The sequence below is a fragment of the Actinoplanes sp. NPDC026619 genome (genome assembly GCF_040638295.1).
Lineage (GTDB): Bacteria > Actinomycetota > Actinomycetes > Mycobacteriales > Micromonosporaceae > Actinoplanes.
The window spans coordinates 18,806-42,588 of record NZ_JBEZYA010000017.1 but is presented as its reverse complement, the minus strand read 5'-3'; the positions used below and the strand labels follow the sequence as shown (position 1 = coordinate 42,588).

Genomic DNA, 23,783 nt, shown 5'->3' with positions numbered 1-23,783 from the left:
GTATTTCAGCCGTGGCCGTGGGGGCAGCGGTTGTCGTCGAGGTAGAAGGCGGGACGCAGGTCCATCTCCTCGTAGTAGCGGTGGAACACCGGGGTGAGGCTGCCGGACATCGGGGGGACGATCCACGACCAGTCGGCCGGCACCGGGCGGCCGGCCTTCTCCTCGTTACGGAGGTGCGCGATGAACCGCTGCGACTCGGTGTGGTGGTCGGACATCTTCACGCCGGCCTTCTCGAAGCTCCAGAGCACCGCCCGGTTGATCTCGACGAGCGCGCGGTCCCGCCAGAGCGTCGACTCCCGGCTGGTGTCCAGTCCCATCCGCGCGGCGACCACCGGCAGCATGTCGTAGCGGCCGGCGTCGGCGAGGTTGCGCGCGCCGACCTCGGTTCCCATGTACCAGCCGTTGAACGGCGCGAGCGGGTAGTGCACCCCGCCGATGGTGAGCCGCATGTTCGAGATCGCCGGTACGGCGTGCCAGCGCAAACCCAGCTCGGTGAACCAGCCGTACTCGGGATGGCCGATCGGAACTTCCCGGACCGCGCGTTCGGGCAGCTCGTAAAGGCGTACCCCCTCGTGGGGTGTCTCGATTGCCAGCGGAAGCACGTCGAAGTCCTCGCCCTTGCCCCGCCAGCCGTAGCCGCGCATCGCGGCGGTGAAATCGATCTGCCGCGCGTCGCCGATCGTGCGCCCGTCCGCGCCGCGATAGCCGGCGTAGCGGATCAACTGCTCGTTCCACACCCGCGCGTACGGCTGTCCGGGCTGGGCCGCCGCGAAGATGCTGATCACCGGCCGGAGCTGCCCGTTGCCCGCCGCGGTCAACAGGTGGTGCACGAGCAGCGAGTAGATCTCGTCGGCGGTGCGGGCGCGGCGCCGGTCGAGGACCATCAGGCTGCGCCAGTAGAGACGGCCGATGCAGCGCGAAGCATTGCGCCAGGCCATCCGGGCGCCGTGGGCGAGTTCCTCGGTGGTGTGCACGTAGGTGCCGGTCGCGGCGATCTGTGCGCGGACGATGGCCAGCCGGGGTTCGACCGGGCCGAGCCGGGGGTTCTCCAGGTAGCAGCGGCGGAGGAAATCGTCGGCCTCGGCCGGGTCGACCGGAGCGCTCGGATCCCACGGCTCGGTCGGATGGTCCCGGTAGCCGGGCACGATCATCGGGTTGCCTCCCACGGTGAGCCGAGTGGTACTCGGAAATTTGCCCGACCCCGGGAGAGGCCGATCACACACCGTGTGCGACAAAAGGGACGCAGCCCGAAGGCCACGTCCCTTTTGCGGAAAAACCCGGTTACTCGCCCGGCGTCGACTTCGCGATCTGCATCAGGAACTCGACGTTCGTGCGGGTCTGCTTGAGCCGGTCGAGCAGCAGGTCGAGCGCCGCCGACGAGTCAAGCGAGTGCAGCACCTTGCGGAGCTTGTGGATGATCGCCAGCTCTTCCTTGCCGAGCAGGATCTCTTCCTTACGCGTGCCCGACGGGTCGATGTCGATCGCCGGGAACACCCGCTTGTCCGCGATCTTCCGGTCGAGCTTGAGCTCGGCGTTACCCGTGCCCTTGAACTCCTCGAAGATCACCGTGTCCATCATCGAGCCGGTCTCGACTAGCGCGGTCGCGAGAATGGTGAGCGAGCCACCATTTTCGATGTTGCGCGCGGCGCCCAGGAACCGCTTGGGCGGGTAGAGCGCGGTCGAATCGATACCACCGGACATGATGCGGCCGGAGGCCGGTGCGGCCAGGTTGTAGGACCGGCCGAGACGGGTCACCGAGTCGAGCAGCACGACCACGTCGTGGCCCAGCTCGACCAGTCGCTTGGCCCGCTCGATGGCGAGCTCGGCGACCGTGGTGTGGTCCTGCGGCGGCCGGTCGAACGTGGCCGCGACGACCTCGCCCTTGACCGAGCGCTGCATGTCGGTGACCTCTTCGGGCCGCTCGTCGACCAGCACGACCATCAGGTGGCACTCGGGGTTGTTCTCGGTGATCGCGTTGGCGATCGCCTGCAACACCATCGTCTTACCGGCCTTGGGGGGCGACACGATGAGCGCGCGCTGGCCCTTGCCGATCGGCATGACGAGGTCGATGACCCGGGTGGTGAGGATGTGCGGCTCGGTCTCGAGACGCAGCCGCTCCTGCGGGTAAAGCGGGGTGAGCTTGTAGAACTCGGGGCGGCGCCGGGCCTCGTCCGGCTCCATCCCGTTGATCGTGTCCAGCCGGACCAGCGGGTTGTACTTGTCCCGCCGGTTGTCGCTGTTGCTGCTGTCGCGCGGGGTGGCCCGCACGGCGCCGGTCACCGCGTCGCCGCGGCGCAGGCCATATTTCTTGACCTGCGACATCGAGACATAGACGTCGTTCGGCCCGGAGAGGTAACCGGTGGTGCGCACGAACGCGTAGTTGTCCAGCACATCGAGGATGCCGGCCACGGGGACGAGCACGTCGTCCTCGCTGACGTGCGGCTCGCGGCCGCCACCGTCACGCGGGCTGGTGTCGCGCTGGCCGCCGCCACCAGCACTACTGCCGGTGGTGGTCTCGTCGCGGTCGCGGCCACGACGACGGTCCCGGAAGCGACTGCGACGGCTTCGCCGGCCGCCCTCGCCACCGTCGCTGTCGTCATCGTCGTGACCCTGGTCACTGTTTCGCGGGCCGCGGTCGTCACGCTGGCCACGGTCGTCCCGCGGGCCCCGGTCGTTGCGGTCGTCACGCTGGTTGTTGCGCTGCCGGTCCCGGTTGCGGTCGCCACGCTCCGGACGCTCGCCACGCTGCTCGCCGGCCTCCGGCTGCGGGGTGGTGGTGACCGGCTCGGCGACCGGCGCGACGGCAGCGGTGTCCCGCTGGACGTTGCGGTCGCGGTTGCGGCGGCTACTGGTGGCGGGGGCGCTGGCCTCGGTGGCGGGCGCGGCGTCGGACTGCGCGACGGAAACCGTCTGCGGAGCCTCCACCGGCTTCTCGACGACCGCCGGCTTGTCAGCAACCGGCTGCTCGACCACGGGAGCCGGGGCAGCTTGCGCTACCTCGCTGGTGCGCGGGCGCGGCGCCTTCTCGGCCGCCGGCGCGCCACCGCTCTGCTTCTCGGTGATGGCGGTGATCAGCTCGCCCTTGCGCATCCGGGCGGTGCCGGAGATGCCGAGGGAAGCGGCAAGGCTCTGCAGCTCGGGCAGCAGCATCGCGGACAACCCGGTGCCGCCCCGGCGGCGCTTCGTGGCGGTCGCGGTGGTGCCGGCGCCGTCGTCAGCGACGTCAGAAACACCCGACGTCACGTCGGTGGTGTCGCTCAATGGATTCCTTCCGTCGGAAAAAGCCCGAGTTCCCCGGTCTGCAGCCTGGTGGCCGGGAGGCTCGGAACCCGCTTCGCCGAAGCGACACGGGAGTTTGTGCAGCGCAGCCGCTCGACGGTGTCCCTGCTCGTCCTACATTGACGGGTAGGTCTCGGCGAGTGCAGCAGCGATCTGGGAGACCTGCTTCTCGGCGTGTGCCTTGCTGAGAATTGAGACGGCCAGGATAGGCCTTTGAAATCTCGAGGGGTGCGCGCCGAACCGCAGAGATCGCTTGCTTCGCGGCTGTGCCAGGTCTTGAGCGTAGTCAACTCACACGACCTGCGGCAACAGGGCCCCGCTAGGCGAGTTCCACCATACTCCCTTTGACAAGAGCACCGCGCGCATCCACGCCCAACGACTCGACGCGCCATTCCGATCCCGGGTGGAAATCGGCCGGGACCTCGGACAATGCGAGCACGGTGGGGCCGGCGCCACTCACCACGGCGGCCACGCCGACCGAGCGCAACGACGCCACGAGCGACGCGGTGCCCGGCATCGCCTCGGCTCGATAGCCCTGATGCAGCCGATCCGCGGTCGCCGGGAGCAGTAACGAGGGATCGGCCGTCAGCGCGTGCGTCAGGAGCGCCGAGCGCCCGGCGTTGAACGACGCGTCGGCGTGCGGAACTTCGAACGGCAGCGCGGCGCGAGCGCTCGCGGTGTAACCACGCTCGGTCGGAATGAAAACCTTGGGGTGTACGTCTTCGTGAGCCGGCAGACGCACGGCACGCGCGCCCGTGCCCTCGGTCCAGGCGATGGTGAAACCGCCGAGCAGGCACGGCGCGACGTTGTCGGGGTGGCCCTCGAGACGCGCCGCGACCCGCAGCGCGGCCTCGTCGTCGATCAGCTCCGTGCCGCCCGCGACCAGGCCGCGGGCCAGCTGCACGCCGCCGACGATGGCCGCCGAGGAGGAACCGAGGCCGCGGGCCTGCGGGATGCGGTTGACGCACTCGACGGCCAGCCCGCGCGGCCGCTCGCCCAGCTCGTCGAAGGTGGCCAGCATGGCCCGCACGACCAGGTGCTCCTCGTCGCTGGGCAGCTCGCCCGCGCCCTCACCGATCACCGAGACGGTGAAGCCGCCCGGCGTGACCCGGGCGGTCAGGTCGTCGTAGAGGGTCAGCGCGAGACCCAGCGCGTCGAAGCCGGGGCCGAGGTTGGCGCTGGTGGCCGGCGTGCGGACGGAGACCGGATCGGTCGCGAAGGTCAGGGCCATCGGCACATGCTAAGCGGTGATCATCGACGGTGGTTCGGTGAGTGCGAGGAGTGAGCCGGTTTTGCGAGCCCCGCAGCGCGAACGAAAGGCGGCACGGCGAGCCGCAGCTTGCGCGTGGCGAATCGCCAGACGACGGCGTAGGTCAGGGTGACCAGGCCGCAGCCGGCCAGGATGGCGCGCTCGTCGACGTGGTCGACCACCGCCGTGGCGACCAGCTGACTCACCGCGATCGCCATCGTCGCCAGCATCATGTCGATCGCGAACACCCGGCCACGCAGCCCGTCCGGCACCTCGCCCTGCAGCGCGTAGTTCGAGAGCGTCCAGTTGGCGCCGCCGGCGAAGTGCGCGACGAAGACCAGCACGAGCACGAGCGGGAACCACGGGGTCACCGACACACCCAGGTAGCCGAGGCCGTAGAGGCTCATCGAGAGTGCCAGGCCGGGAAGCAGCCACGACCGGCGGCCGAGCACCGGCCGCAGCACGAACGGGCCGACCAGCGCGCCCGCGCCACGCACCGCGAAGAGCAGGCCGGCGCCGAGCACGCCGGCCCCGTGCAGGCCGGCGATCAGCGGAAACACGATCAGCACGCCGTTGCCGAGGCCGGCCGCCGACTTGACCGTGATCAGGGCTCGGACCAGCGGCCGGTCGCCGATGAAGCGCAGCGCCTCGCGCATCGCGTGCCAGGTGGGCGGCGAGGCGTGGTCGCGGGGCGCCTGCAGCGGGCGCCGGACCAGGGCGGTGAGCGTGGCGCCGGCCAGGAGGCAGACGGCGGTGATGGCGAAGCTTGCGTACGGCCCCCACAGCGCGCCGATCACACCGCCGAGCGACGCGCCGACGATCGTCATCGTGCCCCAGGTCGAGCCGGAGATGGCGTTCGCAGCGGCCAGGTCGGCCGGCTCGACGACGTTGGGCAGCGCCGCCGACGCGGCCGGGGTGTAGAACGACTTGGCTACTGCCATGGCGCCGATCGCGACCAGGGCCAGCGGGGCGGTCGCCGCCGAGCGCACCGCGAACAACAGCAGCACCGCGGCGAACGCGGCCAGGTTGGCGAGCACCAGGATGCGGCGGCGGTCGAAACGATCGGCCACCGTCCCGGTGAACGGCAGCAGCAGCGCGCTGATGCCGGTGTCGACGGCCAGCACCAGGCCGCCCCAGACGCCGCTGCCGGTCAGCTCGGGCAGCAGCACGAGCAGCGGCACCATGACGAACCAGTCCGAGCCGAAAACCACCAGCTCGGCGCCGAACAAACGACGGAAATCCCGGTTGCGGGTAAGGACCGAGAGCATTGACGGCACGTACCGGACGGTACGCGCCGTCAATGTCCTACGTTATTTCGGCTCGTCCTTGCGGCGCGAGACCTTCAGCACCTCGAACTGGTCGGTGTAGCCGCGCAGGGCGGTGTTCGGCTCGGGCGCTTCGTGCGCGCCGCCCGCGGTCGCCGGCACCAGATCGTCGGCCACCTCGCCGTCCTCGTCCTCGGCGGCGTGCCGCGGCGAATCCGGCAGGCCCTTGGCGGCGCGCTTCTCCGCCCGCCTGGCCTTCCGCTTCTCCTTACGGTTCTCCACCATCGTGTAGAGCGTCGGCACCAGCACCAGGGTCAGCAGCGTCGAGCTGACCAGACCACCGATGACCACAATGGCCAGTGGCTGGCTGATGAAGCCGCCCTCGCCGGTGAGCCCGAGGGCCATCGGCAGCAGCGCGAAGATGGTCGCGATCGCGGTCATCAGGATCGGGCGCAACCGGTGCCGGCCGCCCTCGATCACCGCTTCCTGCACGCCCATCCCGGCCGCTCGGTAGTGGTTGATCAGGTCCATCAGCACGATCGCGTTGGTGACCACGATGCCGACCAGCATCAGCACACCGATCAGCGCCGGCACGCCGAGCGCGGTGCCGGTGACCAGCAGCAGGATGATCGCGCCGGTGGCCGCGAACGGGATCGACACCAGCAGGATGATCGGCTGGATCAGGCTGCGGAACGTCGCCACCATGATGATGAAGACGATCGCGATCGCCGCCAGCACGGCCAGGCCGAGCTGCTTGAACGCGTCCGCCTGGTCGGCACTGACGCCACCGACCGAGACCGACGCGCCGGCCGGCAGGGTCAGCGCATCCAGCTTCTTCTGCAGGTCCTTGGACGCCTTGCCGACGTCGGAACCGGTGACCGTGCCCTTGACCGAGGCGCTGCGGTCGCCGTCGACCCGGGTGACCTGCTCCGGGCCGGACACCTCGCTCACCGTGGCGACCTGGTCGAGACGCACCGGGCCACGGGCCGTGGTGAGGGTCATGGCCTTGAGCGCGGCCGGGTCGGCCGGGGCCGAACCGAACGAGACCACGACGCTCTCGGTGGCGCCGTCGATGGTGACCTGGCCGGCCGTCGCGCTGCGGAAAGCGCCCGCCACGCTCTGCCCGATCGAGGCCTCGGTCAGGCCGTAGCTCGCGGCCACGTCGCGCTTCACCGCCACGTCGAGGCGCGGGACGCTGGCGGCCAGCGTGGTGCTCACGTCGGAGACGCCGGAGACCGACGCCATCGTCTGGCGCACCTGCTCGGTGGCCTGGCTGAGCGGTTCGTTGTCGGCCGCCTTGACGGTCACCGACAGCTCGCTGCCGCCGAGACCGGAGCTGTCCTGGCCGATCGTGACGTCGCCGACGTCGGTCATCTTGCCGAACTCGTCGCGCAGCTCGTCGCCGACCTTCTCGGCGTCGGCCTTCTCCTCGAGCCCGACCTGGAACGACGCGGTGCTGGCGCCGCTGGTCTGGAACGGGTTGAAGTCACCCTGGCCGATCGTGACCTGGTAGGTCTTCACGTCGCTGCGGCCGGCGAGCACCGCTTCGAGCTTCTTGGCCGCGTCGTTGGTGGCCGCCAGGCTGGTGCCGACCGGCAGCTCCTGGGTGATGCTGATCGAGTCCTGGCCGGACTGGTCCAGGAAGTTGGTCTTGAGCTGGCCGGCCAGCACGCCCGTGCCGATCAGCACGAGCAGGCCGATCATCAGGGTGGCGACACGACGCTTGGTGGCGAAGTTGATCACCGGCAGGTAGGCGCGTTGCAGCGGGCTGCGCAGCTCCTTCTCCTCGGCCGCCTTACGGATCTCCTCGGCGTCGGCGCCGGGCTTCGGCGGGCGCAGGAACCAGTACGCCAGCACCGGGACCACGGTAAGCGCCACGAACAGCGAGGCGAGCAGGGCGACCGTGACGGTGATCGCGAACGACCCGAAGATCTGCCCGACCAGACCGCCGACGAGGGCGATCGGCAGGAAGACGGCGACTGTGGTCAGCGTCGACGCGGTGACCGCGCCGGACACCTCGCGCACGGCGGTGATGATCGCGTGGACCTTCTCCTCGCCGTACTCCAAATGTCTCTTGATGTTTTCCAGAACGACAATCGAGTCGTCCACCACCCGCCCGACCGCGATCGTGAGCGCGCCGAGCGTGAGCAGGTTGAGGGTGTAGTCGCCGGCCCAGAGCGCGATCAGCGCGATCAGCACGGACAGCGGGATAGACACGGCCGTGACCAGCGTCGAGCGCACCGAGAGCAGGAAGATCAGGATGACGATCACGGCCATCACGAGGCCGAGCAGGCCCTCGGTGGTCAGGCTCTTGATCGACCGCTCGACGAACGGCGCCTGGTCGGTGACCACGGTGAGTTTGGCCCCGGAGTCCTTCTCCAGATCAGCAAGCTTGTCGCGTACGGCGTGGGAGATCTGCACCGGGTTGCCGTCCGGCTTGGCCGTCACCGCGATGCCGAGGCTGTCGGCGCCATCCGTCCTGGTGTAGGAGGTCGCGGTCGGCAGCTTGCTCTCCACCGAGGCGACGTTGCCGAGCTTGACCGGGCCACGGCTGCCGGTGAGGTAGAGGCCCTTGATGTCGTCGACCGAGGTGATCGGCGTGCCGACCTGCACGTTGAGCGACTTGGTGCCGTCGACGACCGAACCGGCCGGGATCGAGATGCCGTTGGCCTGCAGCACCGTGGTCAGCGCCTGCGGGCTGGCCCCGGCGGCGGTGAGCTTGACCAGGTCGGGGGTGATGACGACCTGCTTGGCGCGGGCGCCGCTGACCGAGGTGTCACGGACGCCCTCGATCGCGTTGATCTCCGGCACCACGATCTGGTTGAGCTTGTTGAGCAGGTCGCTCTCGTCGGCGCCGCCCGATGCGGCCAGCACGATCGCCGGGATGTCGTCGGTGCCGCCGGTGAAGATCTGCGGCTCGACGCCGGTGGGCAGCTGGGTCTGGATCCGGTTGACCGCCGTGGTCAGCTGGTTGGCCGCCTGCTCGATGTCGGTGCCGAAGATGAACGACGCGGTGATGCTCGCGTAGCCCTGGCTGGTGGTCGACGTGACGCTGTCGATGCCGTTGACGCCCTTGACCGCGTCCTCGATCGGCTTGGTGACCTGTTCCTCGATGATCTCCGCGCTGGCGCCCGGGAGCGCCGCGCCGACGAACGCGGCCGGCAGATCGATCGACGGGAACAACTGCTGCTTCAGAGACGGTACGGCGTAGATCCCGAAACCCGTGATCACCAGCGCGATCAGGGCGACGAGTCCTCGATTGGCAAGACTGAGCCGGGTCAAGGCTGACATGGGCGCTCCCCCCGCTAAAGTTCGGCCTGTACGAATAGTTTGCCTGACGCGAACAAATGATTTTTCGCGGGGGTGCGCTGGTACCGTCCGACATCGGATGGACTCATGCAGGCCATCACCGCGTTACGAAGAAAGGTGTGGTTTGGCCGCCGGGAACGAACAGCTCATCGCGGACATTATGGGCACGCAGCAACGGCTCCAGCAGTTGTTCGCGTACGACCGTTCCGATCCGCTCTTCTCGTCCCATCTGACGTTGTCCCAGTTCAAGATCCTGATGCTGCTCGCCCGGCACGGCAATGTATCGGGCGGTGAGTTGGCCGGGATGCTCGGCGTCGGCTTGGCCGCACTCAGCGGCATGGTGGATCGGCTCGTGCAACAGGACCTCGTGATGCGCACCGAGGACCTGCACGACCGGCGGGTGCGCCGGATCGGCCTCTCGAGAAAGGGCGGCGAGCTCATCGGGAGCATCATGAACGCCGGGGAGGCGAAGATGCGCGCTCTCCTCAGCCGCCTCTCAGACGAGGAACTGGCCCTGGTTGCTCAGGCGTCCCTGCTCATGGTGAAGGCGGCCGAGGAGTCGACCCTGGAAGCAGACGGCGGCTCAGGCCAGGCCTAGCTCCCGCGCGGCGATCATCACGTCGTTCTGGATCGTGGTGGGCGACGGCGCGGTCGAGATGGCCCACTCCGGGTCCTTCAGCCCGTGCCCGGTGACCGTGCAGACCACGGTCGCGCCGGCCGGCACCTTGCCCGCCTGGGACTGCTGGATCAGGCCCGCGACACTGGCGGCGCTGGCCAGCTCGACGAAGACGCCGACCTCGCGGGCGAGCAGCCGATAGGCCGACAGGATCTCGCGGTCGGTGACCGCCTCGATCAGGCCGCCCGAGGTGTCCCGGGCGTCGAGCGCCTTGGTCCAGCTCGCCGGGTTGCCGATCCGGATGGCGGTGGCGATCGTGGACGGCTCCGGGACGACCTTGCCGTTCACGATCGGGGCGGCGCCGGAGGCCTGGAAGCCGTACATCTTCGGGAGCTTCGTCGAGTTGCCGGCCTGCTGGTCCTCCAGATAGCCCATCCAGTACGCCGAGATGTTGCCGGCGTTGCCGACCGGCAGGCAGTGGATGTCGGGCGCGTCGCCGAGGGCCTCGACGATCTCGAACGACGCCGTCTTCTGCCCGTGCAGGCGGAAGATGTTGACCGAGTTGACCAGCGACACCGGGAAGTCTTGAGACAGCTTGGCGGCGAGCGCGAGGCAGTCGTCGAAGTTGCCGTTGACCTGCAGAAGCTTGGCGCCGTGCACCAGCGCCTGAGCCAGCTTGCCCAGCGCGATCTTGCCCTGCGGCACGAGCACCGCGCAGGTCAGGCCGGCGCGGGCCGCATAAGCCGCGGCCGACGCGCTGGTGTTGCCGGTGGAGGCGCAGATGATCGCCTTCGAGCCCTCCTCGACCGCCTTGGACACGGCCATGGTCATGCCGCGGTCCTTGAACGAGCCGGTCGGGTTGGCCCCCTCGACCTTGAGGTAGACGTCGGCGCCGACCCGCTGCGACAGAACCGGCGCGGGCACCAGCGGCGTGTTGCCCTCGTGCAACGTGACCACCGGGGTGGTGTCGGTGACCGGCAGCCGGTCCCGATACCGCTCAATGAGTCCCCGATACATGGTCTGTTCTCCCTTACTCAGGACGGTGGCTTACAGCCTCAACATTGTTCCCGTCCGGATCGCGGACGAACGCGCCGTAGTAGTTCTCGTGGTATTCCTCATGCACGCGCGGTTCGTGCAGCACCTCGGCCCCGCTTGTGACGGCGGCCGCGAAGAAAGCGTCGACCTGGGCGCGGCTGGACGCCGCGAACGCGATGTGCAACTCACGGAAGCCGTCGCCCTCGCTGAACTCGCTGATCCAGAAGTCGGCGTGGTCGCCCCCGCCGTACCCCATCGCGACCTTGAAGTCGGCCAGCCGGGTCACGCCGAGCGGAGCCAGCGTGGCGTCGTAGAACGCCGCGCTGGCGGCCAGATCGGAGCATTGGAAACCCACGTGGTCGAGCACGGCTCAGACCCCTCCCTCGACGCGCAGCACGCTCGCGATGGATCGGACGATGTCCAGTTGCGACAGCGACTCGACCGTAGCGGCAAGGTTGGCGTCGGGCGCGCCGTGGGTGACGATGACCAGCTTGGCGTCGGCCTCGCGGCCGGACTGGCGGACCGTGGCGATGGAGACCTCGTGCTTGGCGAAGATGCCCGCGACCGCGGCCAGCACGCCCGGCTTGTCGTCGACGTCGAGGTTGATGTGGTAGCGCGTGACGGCCTCGCCGATCGGGCGGACCGGCAGGTGGGCGTAGTTGCTCTCGCTCGGCGCCCGGAAGCCGCCGAGCCGGTTGCGGGCCGCCGCGACGATGTCGCCGAGCACCGCGCTCGCGGTCGGCGTGCCACCCGCGCCCCGGCCGTAGAACATCAGCTGACCGGCCGCGTCGGCCTCGATGAAGACCGCGTTGAACGCGTCGCCGACACTGGCCAGCGGGTGGCTGCGCGGGATCATCGCGGGGTGCACCCGCACGCTGACCGACTCGATGCCGGACGAGTCGGGGCCGCGCTCGGCGATGCACAGCAGCTTGATCGTGCAGCCCATCTCCTTGGCGCTGGCCATGTCGCCGGCGGTCACTCCGGTCATGCCCTCGCGGAACACGTCGGCCGCGGTGACCCGGGAGTGGAACGCCAGCGAGGCGAGGATGGCCGCCTTGGCCGCGGCGTCGAAGCCCTCCACGTCGGCGGTCGGGTCGGCTTCCGCGTACCCCAGCTCGGTTGCCTCTTCCAGGGCCTCGCTGAAGCCGGCGCCGGAGGTGTCCATCGACGAGAGGATGAAGTTGGTCGTGCCGTTGACGATGCCGGTGACCCGGGTGACCCGATCGCCGTGCAGCGACTCGCGCAACGGGCGCAGCAGCGGGATCGCGCCGGCCACCGACGCCTCGTAATAGAGATCGGCGTTGCCCTCGGCGGCCGCGTCGTGCAGGGCTGCGCCGTCCTCGGCGAGCAGCGCCTTGTTCGCGGTGATCACGCTCTTGCCCGCGCGCAGCGCCTCGACCAGCCAGGTGCGGGCCGGCTCGATGCCGCCGACGACCTCGATGACCACGTCGACGTCGTCCCGCTTGACCAGCCCGAGCGCGTCGGTGGTGAGCAGGCCGTCGGCGATCGGCAGAGCACCGCGCTCGCGACCGAGCCGCCGCACCGCGATGCCGACGATCTCGAGCGGTGCGCCGATCCTCGCGGTCAGGTCGTCGGCCTGGTCGTGCAACAGGCGGACAACTTCGGAACCGACGGTCCCACAGCCGAGCAGCGCCAGGCGGATCGGTTTATCAGAGCTCATCCGACATCCAATGCGAGCAGGTCGTCCTCGGTCTCCCGGCGCACGATGACGCGGGAGACTCCCTCGCGCACCGCTACCACCGGCGGCCGAGGCACGTGGTTGTAGTTGCTGGCCATGCTCCGGCAATAGGCGCCGGTGCCCGGCACCGCAATAAGATCTCCGGGCTGCACGTCAGCGGGCAGGAATTCATCCTTCACGACGATGTCCCCGCTTTCACAATGCTTTCCCACGACGCGGGCCAGCATCGGCTCGGCGGCACTGGCCCGACCGGCGAGCGTGGCGGAGTAGGAAGCGTCGTACAGCGCGGTGCGGATGTTGTCGCTCATCCCGCCGTCGACGCTCACATAGGTGCGGATGCCGTCGACGTCCTTGACCGTGCCGACCTCGTAGAGCGTGAGCACGGCCGGCCCGACGATCGCCCGGCCCGGCTCGATGGAGAGCTTGGGCTTGCGCAGGTTGGCCATCTCGCACTCGGACTCGACGATCTTGTTGATCCGCTTGGCGAGATCGCCCGCGGCCTGCGGGTCATCCTGCGTGGTGTAGGCGATGCCGAAGCCACCGCCGAGGTCGAGCTCCTCGAGTTCGACGCCGCGGGCGTCGCGGATCTGGGCCTGCAGCTCCAGCACCCGCCGGGCGGCCACCTCGAAGCCACTGGTGTCGAAGATCTGCGAGCCGATGTGCGAGTGCAGCCCCCGCAAATCGAGGACACCGTCATCGATGATCTTGGCGGCTGCCGCGAAGGCCGCGCCGCCGGCGAGGGAGAAGCCGAACTTCTGGTCCTCGTGCGCGGTGGCGATGAACTCGTGAGTATGGGCTTCGACACCCACGGTGACGCGGATGAGCACCTTGGGCCGTTTACCCAGCTTTTCGGACAAATCGGTTAGACGGGCGATTTCGTCGAACGAGTCGACGATGATCCGGCCGACGCCCGCCTCGAGCGCCCTCTCCAGCTCCCGGTACGACTTGTTATTGCCGTGGAAGCCCATCTTCTCCGCCGGGAAGCCGGCCGCCAGCGCCACCGCCAGCTCGCCGCCGCTGCACACGTCCAGGAACAGGCCCTCCTCCTTGACGATCTTGACGACCGCCTTGCAGAGGAATGACTTGCCCGCGTAATAGACGTCCGCGTCGCCGAACGCCGACGCGAACTCCCGGCACCGGGCGCGCAGGTCCACCTCGTCGAGAAGGTAGGCCGGGGTGCCGTGCTCGGCCGCCAGATCGGCGACGCTCACGCCGCCGATCTGCAAGAACCCGGCCTCGGCGCGGGTCACGGTGCGCGGCCACAGTTGCGGCACGAGCGCATTGACGTCCTCCGGCGTACGCAACCAGGCCGGCCCGGTGTATCCGAGGTCGCCGTGCAGCGCGCCGGCCTCATGAGCTCGCATGCCCTACATCCTTTCGGGGGCCGAGACCCCGAGCAGGCCCAACCCGTTAGCGATCACCGTACGGGTGGCGTCGTTGAGCCAGAGCCGGGCACGGTTGCCGTCGCCGATCGGCTCGTCGCCCTTCGGCAGCACCCGGCACTCCGGCTCGTCGTAGAAACGGTGGTACTCCCCGGCGATCTTCTCGAGCAGGCGCGCCACGTGGTGCGGTTCGCGCAGCTCGGCCGCCCGGGACACCGTCTCCGGGTATTCCTCCAGAGCCTTGAGCAGCTCGGTCTCCTTGGTGTTGACCAGCAGCTCGGGCCGGAAGTCAGCGTCGTTTCCGCGCCGCAGCCCGACCGTCTCGGCCTGCCGGGCCACGCTGGCCGTCCGCGCCGCCACGTATTGCACGTAGTAGACCGGGTTCTCCCGGCTCGCGCTGGTCCACAGGTCGATGTCGATGTCGATCGGCGAGTCGGAGGAGTAACGGCCCAAGGCATATCGGGTGGCGTCCACGCCGAGCGCGTCGACGAAGTCCTCCAGCGTGACGACCGTGCCGGCCCGCTTGCTCATCCGCATCGGCTCGCCGTCGCGGACCAGGTTGACCAGCTGGCCGATCAGGATCTCGATGTTCTTCTCCGGGTCGTCGCCGAAGCAGGCGGCCATCGCCTTCATCCGGCCGACGTAGCCGTGGTGGTCGGCGCCCAGCATGTAGACGCAGCGCTCGAAGCCACGCTTGCGCTTGTCGAGGTAGTAGGCGCAGTCGGCGGCGAAATAGGTCCAGTCGCCGTCGGATTTGCGCAGCACCCGGTCCTTGTCATCGCCGAACTCGGTGGTGCGCAGCCAGGTCGCGCCGTCGGTCTCGAAGATGTGGCCCTGCTCGCGCAGACGGTCCAGGGCCTCCTGCAGCTCACCCCGGGCGTGCAGGTCCTTCTCATTGAAGTACGTGTCGAACTGCACGCCGAAGTCGTTCAGCGACGCCTTGATCTCGGCGAACATCAGCTCGACACCGACCCGGCGGAACGTCTCGACCGCCGCCGCCTCATCAAGATCAAGAACATCAGGAGCCTCAGCGCGTACGGCCGTCGCGATCTCGGCGATGTAGGCCCCGCCGTACCCGTCCTCGGGGGTGGGGTCGCCCTTGGCGCTCGCGTAGAGCGACCGGGCGAAGCGGTCGATCTGCCCGCCGGCGTCGTTGAAGTAGTACTCGGTGCCGACCTCCGCGCCGGCGGCGCGCAGCAGGCGGGAGAGCGCGTCGCCCACCGCGGCCCACCGGACACCCCCGATGTGCACGGGGCCGGTCGGGTTTGCCGAGACGAACTCCAGGTTGATCTTTTCGCCGGTCAACGTGTCGGAATGTCCGTAATCCGCACCCGCCAGCAGGATGTCGCGGGCCGCCTTGGCGATCTCGGCCGGGTCGAGCCGGATGTTCAGGAAGCCCGGCCCCGCGATGCCGACCTCCTTGACCGCCGGGTGCTTCTCCAGCTCCTCGGCGAGCGCCGCGGCCAGCTCACGCGGCGCGACCCCGGCCTTCTTGCCCAGCTGCATCGCGAGCGTGGAGGCGTAGTCGCCGTGCTCGAGGTTGCGCGGGCGCTCGACCGCCGTGGTGGCGGGCAGCAGCGCGACATCGAGACCGCGGGTCTCGAACACGGCACGAGCAGCTGAGAGAACAGTGGCAGCAAGCTTGGCGGGAGTCACTCAACCATGCTATCGGGGGTAGACTCACGCACTCGGCGGCCACCCAAGCCCCGCCCCACCGGTTTCAACGAATCGACGAGGCACGATGAGCATGAGCACGCCGGGTCCCGAGCGGGTCCCGTCCACGGTCAAGGTCGACAAGACGTCCGGCCAGGGCAAACCGCCCGCCTCCAAGGCCGGCGCGGCCAAGCCCGGTGCGGCCAAGCCCGGTGCTGCCAAGCCCGGTGCTGCCAAGCCCGGTGCTGCCAAGCCCGGTGCTGCCAAGCCCGGGTCCCGGCCCGGCGCGGCCAAGGCCGGCGGCGGCAAAGGCCGCAAAACGATCGCTCCGGTCAAGGTGAGCGGTGGCCGCAGCTGGGGCCCGATCGCGGTGATCGGCCTGGTCGCGGTGGTCGCGCTCGGCATCATCGGCTTCGGTGTCTTCAGCGTCGTCCGCGGCTCCCGCGACTGGACCGACAAGGTCGCCGACATCGCGGGCGTGGTCAACTACCGCGCCCAGAAGAACGCGCTGATCGACGCGCGCGACCACAAGGACGGCACCCTCACCTACGTGACCAGCCCGCCGGTCGGCGGCGCGCACAACGCCACCCCGCAGAACTGCAACGGCGATGTGTACGACGCGCCGATCGCCAACGAGCACGCGGTGCACAGCCTCGAGCACGGCGCGGTCTGGATCACCTACAAGCAGGGCCTCGCCGCGGACCAGGTCGCCGTGCTGGCGAAGAAGGTCCAGGGCCAGGACTACTCGTTCATGTCGCCGTACGCCGGCCTGGACAAGAACGTCTCGGTTCAGGTGTGGGGCTACCAGCTCAAGACCGACGACGTGAACGACTCGCGCATCGACGAGTTCATCAAGGACACGCGCGTCGTGGCCGCCCTCGAGCCCGGCATCTCCTGCTCCGGCGGTAACACCACCACCGGCCCGGTCACCGCGGCCGCCAACGGCACGGGCATGACAGGCAGCTGATGACCGTCTCCACCGACTCGGATGCGGCGGCCGAGGCCGCCGCATCCGTGAACGGCAACAAGCCCGCCCGCGCCCACCGCGGCTGGTTCCTGGTTGCCGCCGCGCTCCTGGTCGGCACCCTGCTCGGCCTCGGCATCGGCCTCGTGATCCCGCACCTGCGCACCCCCGGCGACGACTCGGTCGAGGCCGGCTTCCTGCGCGACATGGCCGTCCACCACGCTCAGGCGGTGGAGATGTCGATGATCGCCCACCAGAAGTCCGACGACGCCCAGATCGTCTACCTGGCCAACGACATCGCGCTCACCCAGCACGGCCAGATCGGCTACATGCAGGCGTGGCTGCGCGACTGGCACCTCGACCTGACCAGCACCCGCCAGCCGATGTCGTGGATGCCCGACTCGCAGGGCTCAGTGGTCAACGGCCTGATGCCCGGCATGGCCACGCCCGCGCAGTTGGCCGCCCTGCGCCAGGCCACCGGCAAAGACCTCGACGTGCAGTACCTGACGCTCATGCGGGCCCACCACCTGGGCGGCATCCACATGGCGCAGGAGGCCGAAAAGCTCTCCCACAACGACGACGTGACCTGGCTGGCCGGCACGATGGTCGCCTCCCAGCAGAGCGAGATCACCCTGATCGACGACCTGCTCAAGAAGCTCCAGGCCGCGTAACCCGATTGGCAGTGGTTCCGGGGCGCCTGCTAGGCTCTGAAACCACTGAGCCCCCGTAGCTCAGGGGATAGAGCGTCGCCCTCCGGAGGCGAAAGCGCAGGTTCGAATCCTGCCGGGGGCACACAATTCGGACACCATGATTCACCAGCACATACAAGGCCGCTGACCAGCGCGAACACCGGTCAGCGGCCTCCCCCGTCAGTCCGGCTGTGTCCGGCCGTCACCGGCCGTCAACGGTGATCTGTACCGAGGACGTACCGAAGCCCTGGCCCGCTGCTCCGGGCGCCGTACCCGGCCTCCACCCTGCGGCGTAGCTCGGCCTGTCCCCCGTCGAGGCACTTGGCGTAGTTGCGCCAGAGCACCTCGGGCGACTGTCCGGCCCACTCGGCGACCTGGGTCGGGGAGATGCCCGCGTTGAGCCACGTCGACACGGCGGCGTGCCGCAGGTCGTACGGGGTCTCGGCCAGCGGCGAGGCGGCAACCTCCGGGGTGAAGGCGGCCTTTCTCGCCTGCCGCCATATCCGGTTGATCGTCAGGATGGGCAACTCGTTCTTGTTCCGCTCGCCTACGAACAGCCGGCCACCAGGTCCAAGCTTGAACGTCTGGATATGGTGACGGATCAGGGCCGTCAGCTCGGGCGGCCCGGCAACCTCTCGGGTTTCCCCGATCGCCCGTTGCTTCAGTTGCCGCCGGTCCCGGTTGTTCCCGCTGTCGGTCCAGTGCTTGCCGGCGTGCGGCTCGGCTGTTTCGAGGATGAACGTGCACCATTCGTCGTCGCTGTCCGGCAGGATGAGATTTCGCGGAACGATGATGCCTGCGGCTTCCTCCGGGCGCATCGCCGCGAAGTAGAGGCACCCATAGTAGGCAACCATCCTCGGACCGATTCTTCCCTGTTGGGCGACGGCAGCGAAAAGCGTCCGAATCTGCATCGGATTCGCCACTCGGCGGCGGTCAATTCCACCGTTCGCAGACCTTGGCGGGGTCCACTTGAAGTCTGGCCACGGATTCTCCGACAGCGCTTTGATTTCCGTGCCGTATTCCAGCATCCCGGTAAAAATCTTCCGGCGGCGGGTAACCACGACCGGCGATCCGGGTGTGCCATCCAGTTTGAGCGTGAGTCCGTCGAGAACGGCGCGCAGCACCTTGGGATCACTGAGGTCGGACGCGGGACGCGCATTCCGCTCGATCCACGCCAAGGTGCTCCGTATCTCATGCGGCTTGCCGTCGTCGCTACGGGCGGGCGTGTTGAAGGCCCAGCGGCGCAGAGCCGTCCGGATGAGCCGGTCGTCCGGCTTACCCGTGGTCCGGGTGAACAGCAGCGGGAGAACGGCGGTCAGCGCCTCAGCGGTCGTCTTGCGGGTCTTGGCGGCGGCACGAGGCCATTTCAGGTCAACGTACTTGCAGGCCAGTTCGAAGCAACTCATGTCCTGCGTTTCACGGCTCATCGAAATCGGTTTGCCCGTAGCGACGTCGAACGCCTCACCCTTCCGGGCCGCCGAAATAAGGTCGGCCCGGAAGCTCACGGCGAGCGCCTTCTGCTTGAAGGGCCGCTTCTTGAGGGGAAGCTTCCCGGCGACCTTCCATTGCACCCAATACGTTGTGGTCGTCTTGCCTTTGTAGACGTCGATCTCGTAAATGCGGACGTCGTACGTGACTGGCACTTAGGCGGCCCTTTCTTCCAGCGCGTCTAGCCAACGCTCGTACTCGGTGCGACGAATGCGGAGTTCGCCGTTGGGCAACTTGATGCATCGGGGCGCCCGGCGCTTCGTGCGCCAGTCGTAGAAGGTGGAACGCCCGATGCCGATCTCTTCGCAGAACTCGACGATGGTCAGGTGCGCACGGCGGGTAGCCACGCCTACCTCCTGGTTGAGCGACGGGCCGTGCAGAACGGCCCTGTGCGCCCGTTCTGCACGCGAGGGGTGTTCGGGGGACCGCAGCGGCCCAGGATCGGCAGAACGGCTCACGGCGGGCCGCTGAGAGCGCCGTGGAGCCAAGATCGGTGCAGGGTTGGGATGAAGGGATGCACCGATGTCTCTGCGTGGCTCTCAGCGGGCCGGTTTCGGGTCGTGGTGCGTTGCTGTGTAGAGACGGCTGAAACATCTCCGCATCTCCGCATCTCCGCAAAGATGCCTCTGACCTGTGGTTTTGCCTGCGGAGATTCCAAGTCGGCAAGTTCTACATCTCCGCAACCGGCCTTGATCTCCGCAGAGAAGTTGCGGAGATGCGGAGATGCTTACTGGGCAAGTTTTCTATCTCCGCAGTGTGTTTCTCCTGGTAGAGGGCCGGTTCTGCGGAGATGCGGAGATGCGGAGATGTTTCAGCGGGTTTCGGGTCACGTGCTGCTGAGGTGCTCGACCCTGAAGACGGCCCGGTCGCCGCGTTCGGACTTCCCGGCCCGGAGCACGTAGTCGCCGCGCCACCGCCCGTTCTGCCCGGTCAGCATCTTGCCCAGTTGATACGGGTTGGGTAGCCGGCCGGTATGGGTGGTGATGAACTGGCCGTCCCACCGGTCGGCGCCGAACCCGTCGGCCTCGCCGTCGGCGCGCAGTTCGGCGGCGGTCATCTGTTTGCCGCCGTGCCGGTCGTGCCAGCAGGCCAGGAAGCCGCGCCAGCGGGTTTCGTCCTCGTCGATGTCGCGGACGTCGGCCAGGTTGAGTAGGAACCCGTCGATGCCGTGGTGGGCGAGGAACCCGCCGAGGGCTTGCGCCCAGGGGGTGAACTGGCGCATCGCTATCCCGCCAGCCCGGGGTGCCCCGGCCCGCGTCCAGTCGAGCACGAGCACGAGCAGGTGCCGCATGACGGTCATCTGGTTGGCCTGCTCGGTGATCCACTGGTCAAGGTTGGGGATGCCGAACTTCGACTGGTCGCGGGCCTCCGGCCGGGGCATGTCCGGATCGAGGTGCACCCGCACCGTGCGCGACGCCATGTCCCCGCCGACCTGCAAGTTGTTGCCGGTCGCCATCCAGAGCCGGTCGTTGACGGTGGCCGCGTTGCGGGAGGTGCCGAGCGGCCGATCCGACCACACCCCACCGGTGACCAGCAGGGCGAGGATCGCCGAGTCGATGACGGTGCCCTCCGGGAGGTTGTCCCAGATCACCACGCCGACCTGTTCGGTCAGTACCGCGGTGATGCTCTTGCGGAGTTCCTCCTCCGAGCCGACCGGCCAGGGCATCACCCGCTGCCCGTAGAGCATTCCCGGCCCGGCGGTCAAGATCGTTTTGCCGGAGGCGGGCATCGTTGCGTCGACCAGCGCGAACGGCGTCAGGCTGCGGGTGAAGTGCCGCAGGATCGGCGTCGCCACCAACGCGACGTAGTTGGCCCGGTCCGCCGGCGACGACCAGGGGAAGTCGCGTAGGAACCGGTCGAGCAGGAACGAGCGGGCCTCGGCCACCTGCTCCGGGGTCGGCCGTTCCGGCACCGGTGGCAGCGACACCCGCGACGCCAGGTAAAGCCCGGTCGCCGGGTCGTAGCCGGGGGTCTGCAACAGGGTGCCGTCGCGGCGCAGGACCGGGGCGCCGATGATCCCGCGCAGCGGCGGCACCCCGGGCCAGGTCTTGCGGGCGAGGACCGCGGACAGCGTTCCGGCTGCCGGGGTGATCTCCTCTTCGACCAGTTCCGTCCCGCCGATCTCGCTGCGCCGTGCCCGGAGCCGGTACACGTAGGCGTGCTCGGCCAGCAGCGCGGCCAGCGTCGGCGAGGTCAGCGGGGACGCGGCGATCGGTAGTGGCGCGTCTTCGTCGGCGGCCACCGACTCCAGCGCGCCGGACACCTGCTCGGCGTGCACCAGCGAGCCGCCGGCGACGTAGGTGTCCGGCAACAGGCCGTCGATCAGGGCGGTCCGCAGCACGCGGATTGTTTCCGGTCCGGAGCCGACCTCCACCCGCGGCCGTCCGGTGGCCTCACCACTGGTCATGCCGCCTCCAGGTCGAACAGCGACCCTTGGCCGTAGGCGAACGCTGCCCGTGCGGCGACCGGAGCCGGGAACTTGTCCGGGAGCAGCTGCAACGTGATGAGGCCGCCTTTTGTGCGGCCGACCTCGGTCCAACTCGCTCGCCGGTAGCACCGGCCAGGGTCGCGCTTGCGCCTGGTCTTGGCCGGGTCAACGAACGTCACCATGCCCAGCGGTGGCAGCGCTGGCCAGTGCGCTCGGGTCGCCGCGGTCGCCGCCGTGATGAGGTCAGAGGCGAGGTGCGGACAGTGCTGCTCGCGGCGAAACAGCGAGCACACCATGGCACCCGCCCAGCGGTGCCGCACGTACGCGGCGAGCGGCCACGACGTGACCCACAGAGCATCGGCATCCTCGGTCAACAGCACCAGGCAGCGGCCCGGCGGCACGAACTGCGGTGATCCGATCTTCTGACGGTTGTAGTGCCGGTCCGCCAGCGGCAACGCCCGCGGGTCAGCCCGATTCGACCAGCGCCACGGCTGAGTCACGGTCATGCCACCCTCCTCGGGTTGCGGGCTCCGGCAAGCAGCCCGGAGCGGATGGAACGAGCGGTCTCCCGCTCGGTCAGGCCGATGGCCAGGGCGGTCGGAGTCAGCGCCTCGTACACGTCGGCCTCGGTCAGCGCCCCGCCTGCGGCGAGCTGGCCGAGCGACACCGCGGCGATGTAGAGCGCGTTGTTGCGGCCCGGCGCGCGGGCCTCGGCGAGCAGGTCGAGAGTCCGCCGGACCGCCCCGCGCACGTACGCACTCCGCCGGAATGCGGAGAAATCACCCAGTACCTTGCGCGGCCCGGTCGGCTCGGCCGGGCGCAGCAGGGCGGCGAGCCAGCCGGGCAGCACGAGCGGTGGCCGGTCGAGCAGCACCGGATAGGGCCGGCCGCCGGCGGTCGAGCCGGGCGCGACGACGTAGCCGCCGTGCGCCCGGGTGTCGATCAGCCAGCCGAGGCCGCCCCGGTCGCCTTGGGTGTTGCGTAGCGGCGGCCCAGCCGGGTGCTCAAAAAAGAGGTGCCGGCCGCCGTGCCCGGTCCCCACCGTGAACGTGTCGTCCGGAACGGGCTGCCCGTGCTCGCGGCACAGGTCGGTGAACACCTCCAGGCCGTGCCGGTAGCGCTCGCGGCCGGCCGGCGCGGTCGCGGCGGGCTTGCGCACGTCGAGGTCGATCACCACAAGGCAGGAGGGTCCGCAGGCGATGCCGATGTTGTACGGCGTGCGCGCCCACGCCCGCTCGATGCGGCGCGGGTCGCAGGTGGCGCGGGGTTCCCACCCGGTGTGCCCGCCGTGGCAGCGCGGGTCCGTGCCGGGGCATCGGTCCTCGGCGTGGTCCGGGAAGGCGGGCCGCTTGGCCTGGTCGGCGTCGTGCGGCCGGTTGTCACAGCGGAGCGGGAAGACGTGCCACCCGCGGGCAGCGTGGCTGAGGGCGGCGGCGCGCAGGGCGCCGGGGTCGAGCACGATGGGCCTCCTCGATCGGCGGGCGGCCAGGGCGGCGCCTGGTCGGGGTAGAGCGCGGTGAGCGGGCGACGCCGGGCGACGCGTGCGGCGCGTTCCTCGGCGCTAATCGACGGTGCGGCCGGGCAGGCGAACACGTCGTGCACCCAAACGAGGTGCGCGGCGTGGGCGTTGGAGTCGGCCGGGCCGTTGGCGGCGCAGGCCAGACACGCCCACCGCCATTCCCGCCGCCCACCCACCCGTTGGGCGGCGGGGTCGCAGCCCGGGTGTGTGGTGTGGCCACCGGCGACCGCGGCCGGGTGCAGCGCAACGCCGCACCCCGCCGCACACGGCCGGCCCTGCTCGGGCTGGCCCATCACGCGGCCTGCGGCTCAGCCGTCGCACCCGCCGGCGGGTGCGACGCGTCGCGTCCACCTCGATCGGGACGCGACGCGTCGCTGGTGGCCATGCCCGACGCGTCGCGGCGAGCTTGATACGACGCGTCGTTCGGGACCTCGGCCGACGGTTGGGCGGTGTAGGCGGCCCAGGCGCGGGCCACGGCACCGGAGCCGGGGAACAGGTCGTCGAGCAGGTCGCCCGGGGCGGCGCCGAGCAGGTCGAACATCCACCGGCAGAACGCGGCCGGCTTCGCCCCGATGACCCGTCCGGGCAGCGTGGTCATCGCGGCCACGCCGTGCACGAGCGAGTCGACGCGTCGCACGGGCCCGGCCGACGGCTGTTGCCGGCCGCCGCTGTAGATGACCGGCTCCCACGCGGACAGCGGCCACCGGCTGGCGGTGGGTCGCTCACCCTTGTGCCACGCGGCGACACGAACGCCGGGCGGGCACAACGCCAGCACGGCCGGCAGCGCGGCGGCGGAGGTGGACAACGCCCACCCGTCGTAGCCGGCAAGCCGGTCGATCAACGCGGCATGGTCAACCTCGCCGCGGTAGTCCCGGTGCCCGCGGTAGAGCCGCGCGTTGCCCGGATACGGCGGGTCGGCGTACGCCAGCCGTAGCGGGCGGCCGTCCGCTACGGATACCGGCCGGCCCGCGGCCCGGGCGAACCGGTGCCGGGCCTGCCGGCACCGCACCGAGCAACACACCGCGTCGCGGCGCGCGGTCGCCGGGATCGGGCCGGTACACCACGCGCAGATGCGTGGCGTACCGCCGACGCGACGCGACGCGTCGTGTTGCGCCGCGGTGGGACGCGACGCGTCGCCTCCGACGTCGAGCGCGACGGCTGCTTGCGCCCACGCCGATTCGGCTCTGGTACTGGTCACGGCGCGGCCC

General features: G+C 69.6%; 19 protein-coding genes and 1 tRNA gene. 4 read left to right on the top strand and 16 right to left on the bottom strand.

Going from position 1 to position 23,783, the window contains the following annotated elements; all coding sequences use genetic code 11:
• Positions 1 to 5: 5 nt before the first annotated feature.
• From AB0E90_RS31860 to AB0E90_RS31840, 5 genes are all read right to left on the bottom strand, one after another.
• A complete protein-coding gene (locus AB0E90_RS31860; RefSeq protein ID WP_360414195.1) occupies positions 6 to 1,151 on the bottom strand; it encodes a nitric oxide synthase oxygenase in 1,146 nt (381 codons plus the stop codon).
• Positions 1,152 to 1,281: 130 nt separating this feature from the next.
• A complete protein-coding gene (gene rho, locus AB0E90_RS31855) occupies positions 1,282 to 3,261 on the bottom strand; it encodes a transcription termination factor Rho (RefSeq protein ID WP_360414192.1) in 1,980 nt (659 codons plus the stop codon).
• Between the two features lie 337 nt (positions 3,262 to 3,598).
• Complete coding sequence (gene thrB / locus AB0E90_RS31850; protein ID WP_360414189.1) at positions 3,599 to 4,510, bottom strand: homoserine kinase; 912 nt, start codon at positions 4,508 to 4,510, stop codon at positions 3,599 to 3,601.
• Between the two features lie 20 nt (positions 4,511 to 4,530).
• Positions 4,531 to 5,805: an MFS transporter gene (locus AB0E90_RS31845; protein ID WP_360414186.1), complete on the bottom strand. Its 1,275-nt coding sequence runs from the start codon at positions 5,803 to 5,805 to the stop codon at positions 4,531 to 4,533.
• A gap of 33 nt (positions 5,806 to 5,838) precedes the next feature.
• The gene (locus tag AB0E90_RS31840; RefSeq protein ID WP_360414183.1) at positions 5,839 to 9,084 is read right to left on the bottom strand and encodes an efflux RND transporter permease subunit; all 3,246 of its coding nucleotides are present in this window, start codon (positions 9,082 to 9,084) and stop codon (positions 5,839 to 5,841) included.
• A gap of 142 nt (positions 9,085 to 9,226) precedes the next feature.
• Here AB0E90_RS31840 and AB0E90_RS31835 point away from each other — a divergent pair, with 142 nt between their 5' ends.
• Positions 9,227 to 9,700 (top strand): MarR family transcriptional regulator, encoded by a 474-nt coding sequence (locus AB0E90_RS31835; RefSeq protein ID WP_360414180.1) that lies wholly within the window; start codon positions 9,227 to 9,229, stop codon positions 9,698 to 9,700.
• On the opposite strand, the gene thrC is transcribed toward AB0E90_RS31835, so the two are convergent.
• From thrC to argS, 5 genes are read right to left on the bottom strand one after another with little or no spacing between them, the layout of a single operon-like run.
• Positions 9,686 to 10,735 (bottom strand): threonine synthase, encoded by a 1,050-nt coding sequence (gene thrC / locus AB0E90_RS31830; RefSeq protein ID WP_360414177.1) that lies wholly within the window; start codon positions 10,733 to 10,735, stop codon positions 9,686 to 9,688. The two genes, AB0E90_RS31835 and thrC, sit on opposite strands and share 15 nt — an antisense overlap.
• A gap of 13 nt (positions 10,736 to 10,748) precedes the next feature.
• The gene (locus AB0E90_RS31825; protein ID WP_360414174.1) at positions 10,749 to 11,120 is read right to left on the bottom strand and encodes a VOC family protein; all 372 of its coding nucleotides are present in this window, start codon (positions 11,118 to 11,120) and stop codon (positions 10,749 to 10,751) included.
• A 3-nt stretch (positions 11,121 to 11,123) separates the two neighbouring features.
• The gene (locus AB0E90_RS31820) at positions 11,124 to 12,434 is read right to left on the bottom strand and encodes a homoserine dehydrogenase (RefSeq protein WP_360414171.1); all 1,311 of its coding nucleotides are present in this window, start codon (positions 12,432 to 12,434) and stop codon (positions 11,124 to 11,126) included.
• A complete protein-coding gene (gene lysA / locus AB0E90_RS31815) occupies positions 12,431 to 13,816 on the bottom strand; it encodes a diaminopimelate decarboxylase (protein ID WP_360414168.1) in 1,386 nt (461 codons plus the stop codon). The genes AB0E90_RS31820 and lysA overlap by 4 nt, the downstream gene beginning before the upstream one ends.
• Positions 13,817 to 13,819: 3 nt before the next feature.
• Positions 13,820 to 15,490, bottom strand: a complete 1,671-nt coding sequence (gene argS / locus AB0E90_RS31810; RefSeq protein WP_360414165.1) for an arginine--tRNA ligase — start codon at positions 15,488 to 15,490, stop codon at positions 13,820 to 13,822.
• Between the two features lie 85 nt (positions 15,491 to 15,575).
• Here argS and AB0E90_RS31805 point away from each other — a divergent pair, with 85 nt between their 5' ends.
• The 3 genes from AB0E90_RS31805 to AB0E90_RS31795 all read left to right on the top strand — a co-directional run bounded on the left by AB0E90_RS31805 (position 15,576) and on the right by AB0E90_RS31795 (position 17,243).
• The gene (locus AB0E90_RS31805; protein ID WP_360414162.1) at positions 15,576 to 16,454 is read left to right on the top strand and encodes a DUF3105 domain-containing protein; all 879 of its coding nucleotides are present in this window, start codon (positions 15,576 to 15,578) and stop codon (positions 16,452 to 16,454) included.
• Entirely contained in the window at positions 16,454 to 17,122 is a 669-nt protein-coding gene (locus AB0E90_RS31800) for a DUF305 domain-containing protein (RefSeq protein WP_360414159.1), read from the top strand. Before AB0E90_RS31805 ends, AB0E90_RS31800 begins: the two co-directional genes overlap by 1 nt.
• Before the next feature lie 49 nt (positions 17,123 to 17,171).
• Positions 17,172 to 17,243: transfer RNA gene (locus AB0E90_RS31795), tRNA-Arg, on the top strand.
• 109 nt (positions 17,244 to 17,352) lie between these two features.
• Here AB0E90_RS31795 and AB0E90_RS31790 read toward each other — a convergent pair.
• The 6 genes from AB0E90_RS31790 to AB0E90_RS31765 form a co-directional block, all read right to left on the bottom strand.
• A complete protein-coding gene (locus AB0E90_RS31790; protein ID WP_360414156.1) occupies positions 17,353 to 18,783 on the bottom strand; it encodes an integrase in 1,431 nt (476 codons plus the stop codon).
• Complete coding sequence (locus tag AB0E90_RS31785) at positions 18,784 to 18,975, bottom strand: helix-turn-helix domain-containing protein (protein ID WP_360414153.1); 192 nt, start codon at positions 18,973 to 18,975, stop codon at positions 18,784 to 18,786.
• A 479-nt stretch (positions 18,976 to 19,454) separates the two neighbouring features.
• Complete coding sequence (locus tag AB0E90_RS31780; RefSeq protein WP_360414150.1) at positions 19,455 to 21,035, bottom strand: hypothetical protein; 1,581 nt, start codon at positions 21,033 to 21,035, stop codon at positions 19,455 to 19,457.
• Complete coding sequence (locus tag AB0E90_RS31775; protein WP_360414147.1) at positions 21,032 to 21,562, bottom strand: hypothetical protein; 531 nt, start codon at positions 21,560 to 21,562, stop codon at positions 21,032 to 21,034. Before AB0E90_RS31775 ends, AB0E90_RS31780 begins: the two co-directional genes overlap by 4 nt.
• Positions 21,559 to 22,515, bottom strand: a complete 957-nt coding sequence (locus AB0E90_RS31770) for a bifunctional DNA primase/polymerase (RefSeq protein ID WP_360414144.1) — start codon at positions 22,513 to 22,515, stop codon at positions 21,559 to 21,561. The genes AB0E90_RS31775 and AB0E90_RS31770 overlap by 4 nt, the downstream gene beginning before the upstream one ends.
• 352 nt (positions 22,516 to 22,867) lie before the next feature.
• Positions 22,868 to 23,773, bottom strand: coding sequence for a hypothetical protein (locus tag AB0E90_RS31765; protein ID WP_360414141.1), 906 nt, complete (start codon positions 23,771 to 23,773; stop codon positions 22,868 to 22,870).
• Positions 23,774 to 23,783: the final 10 nt, after the last annotated feature.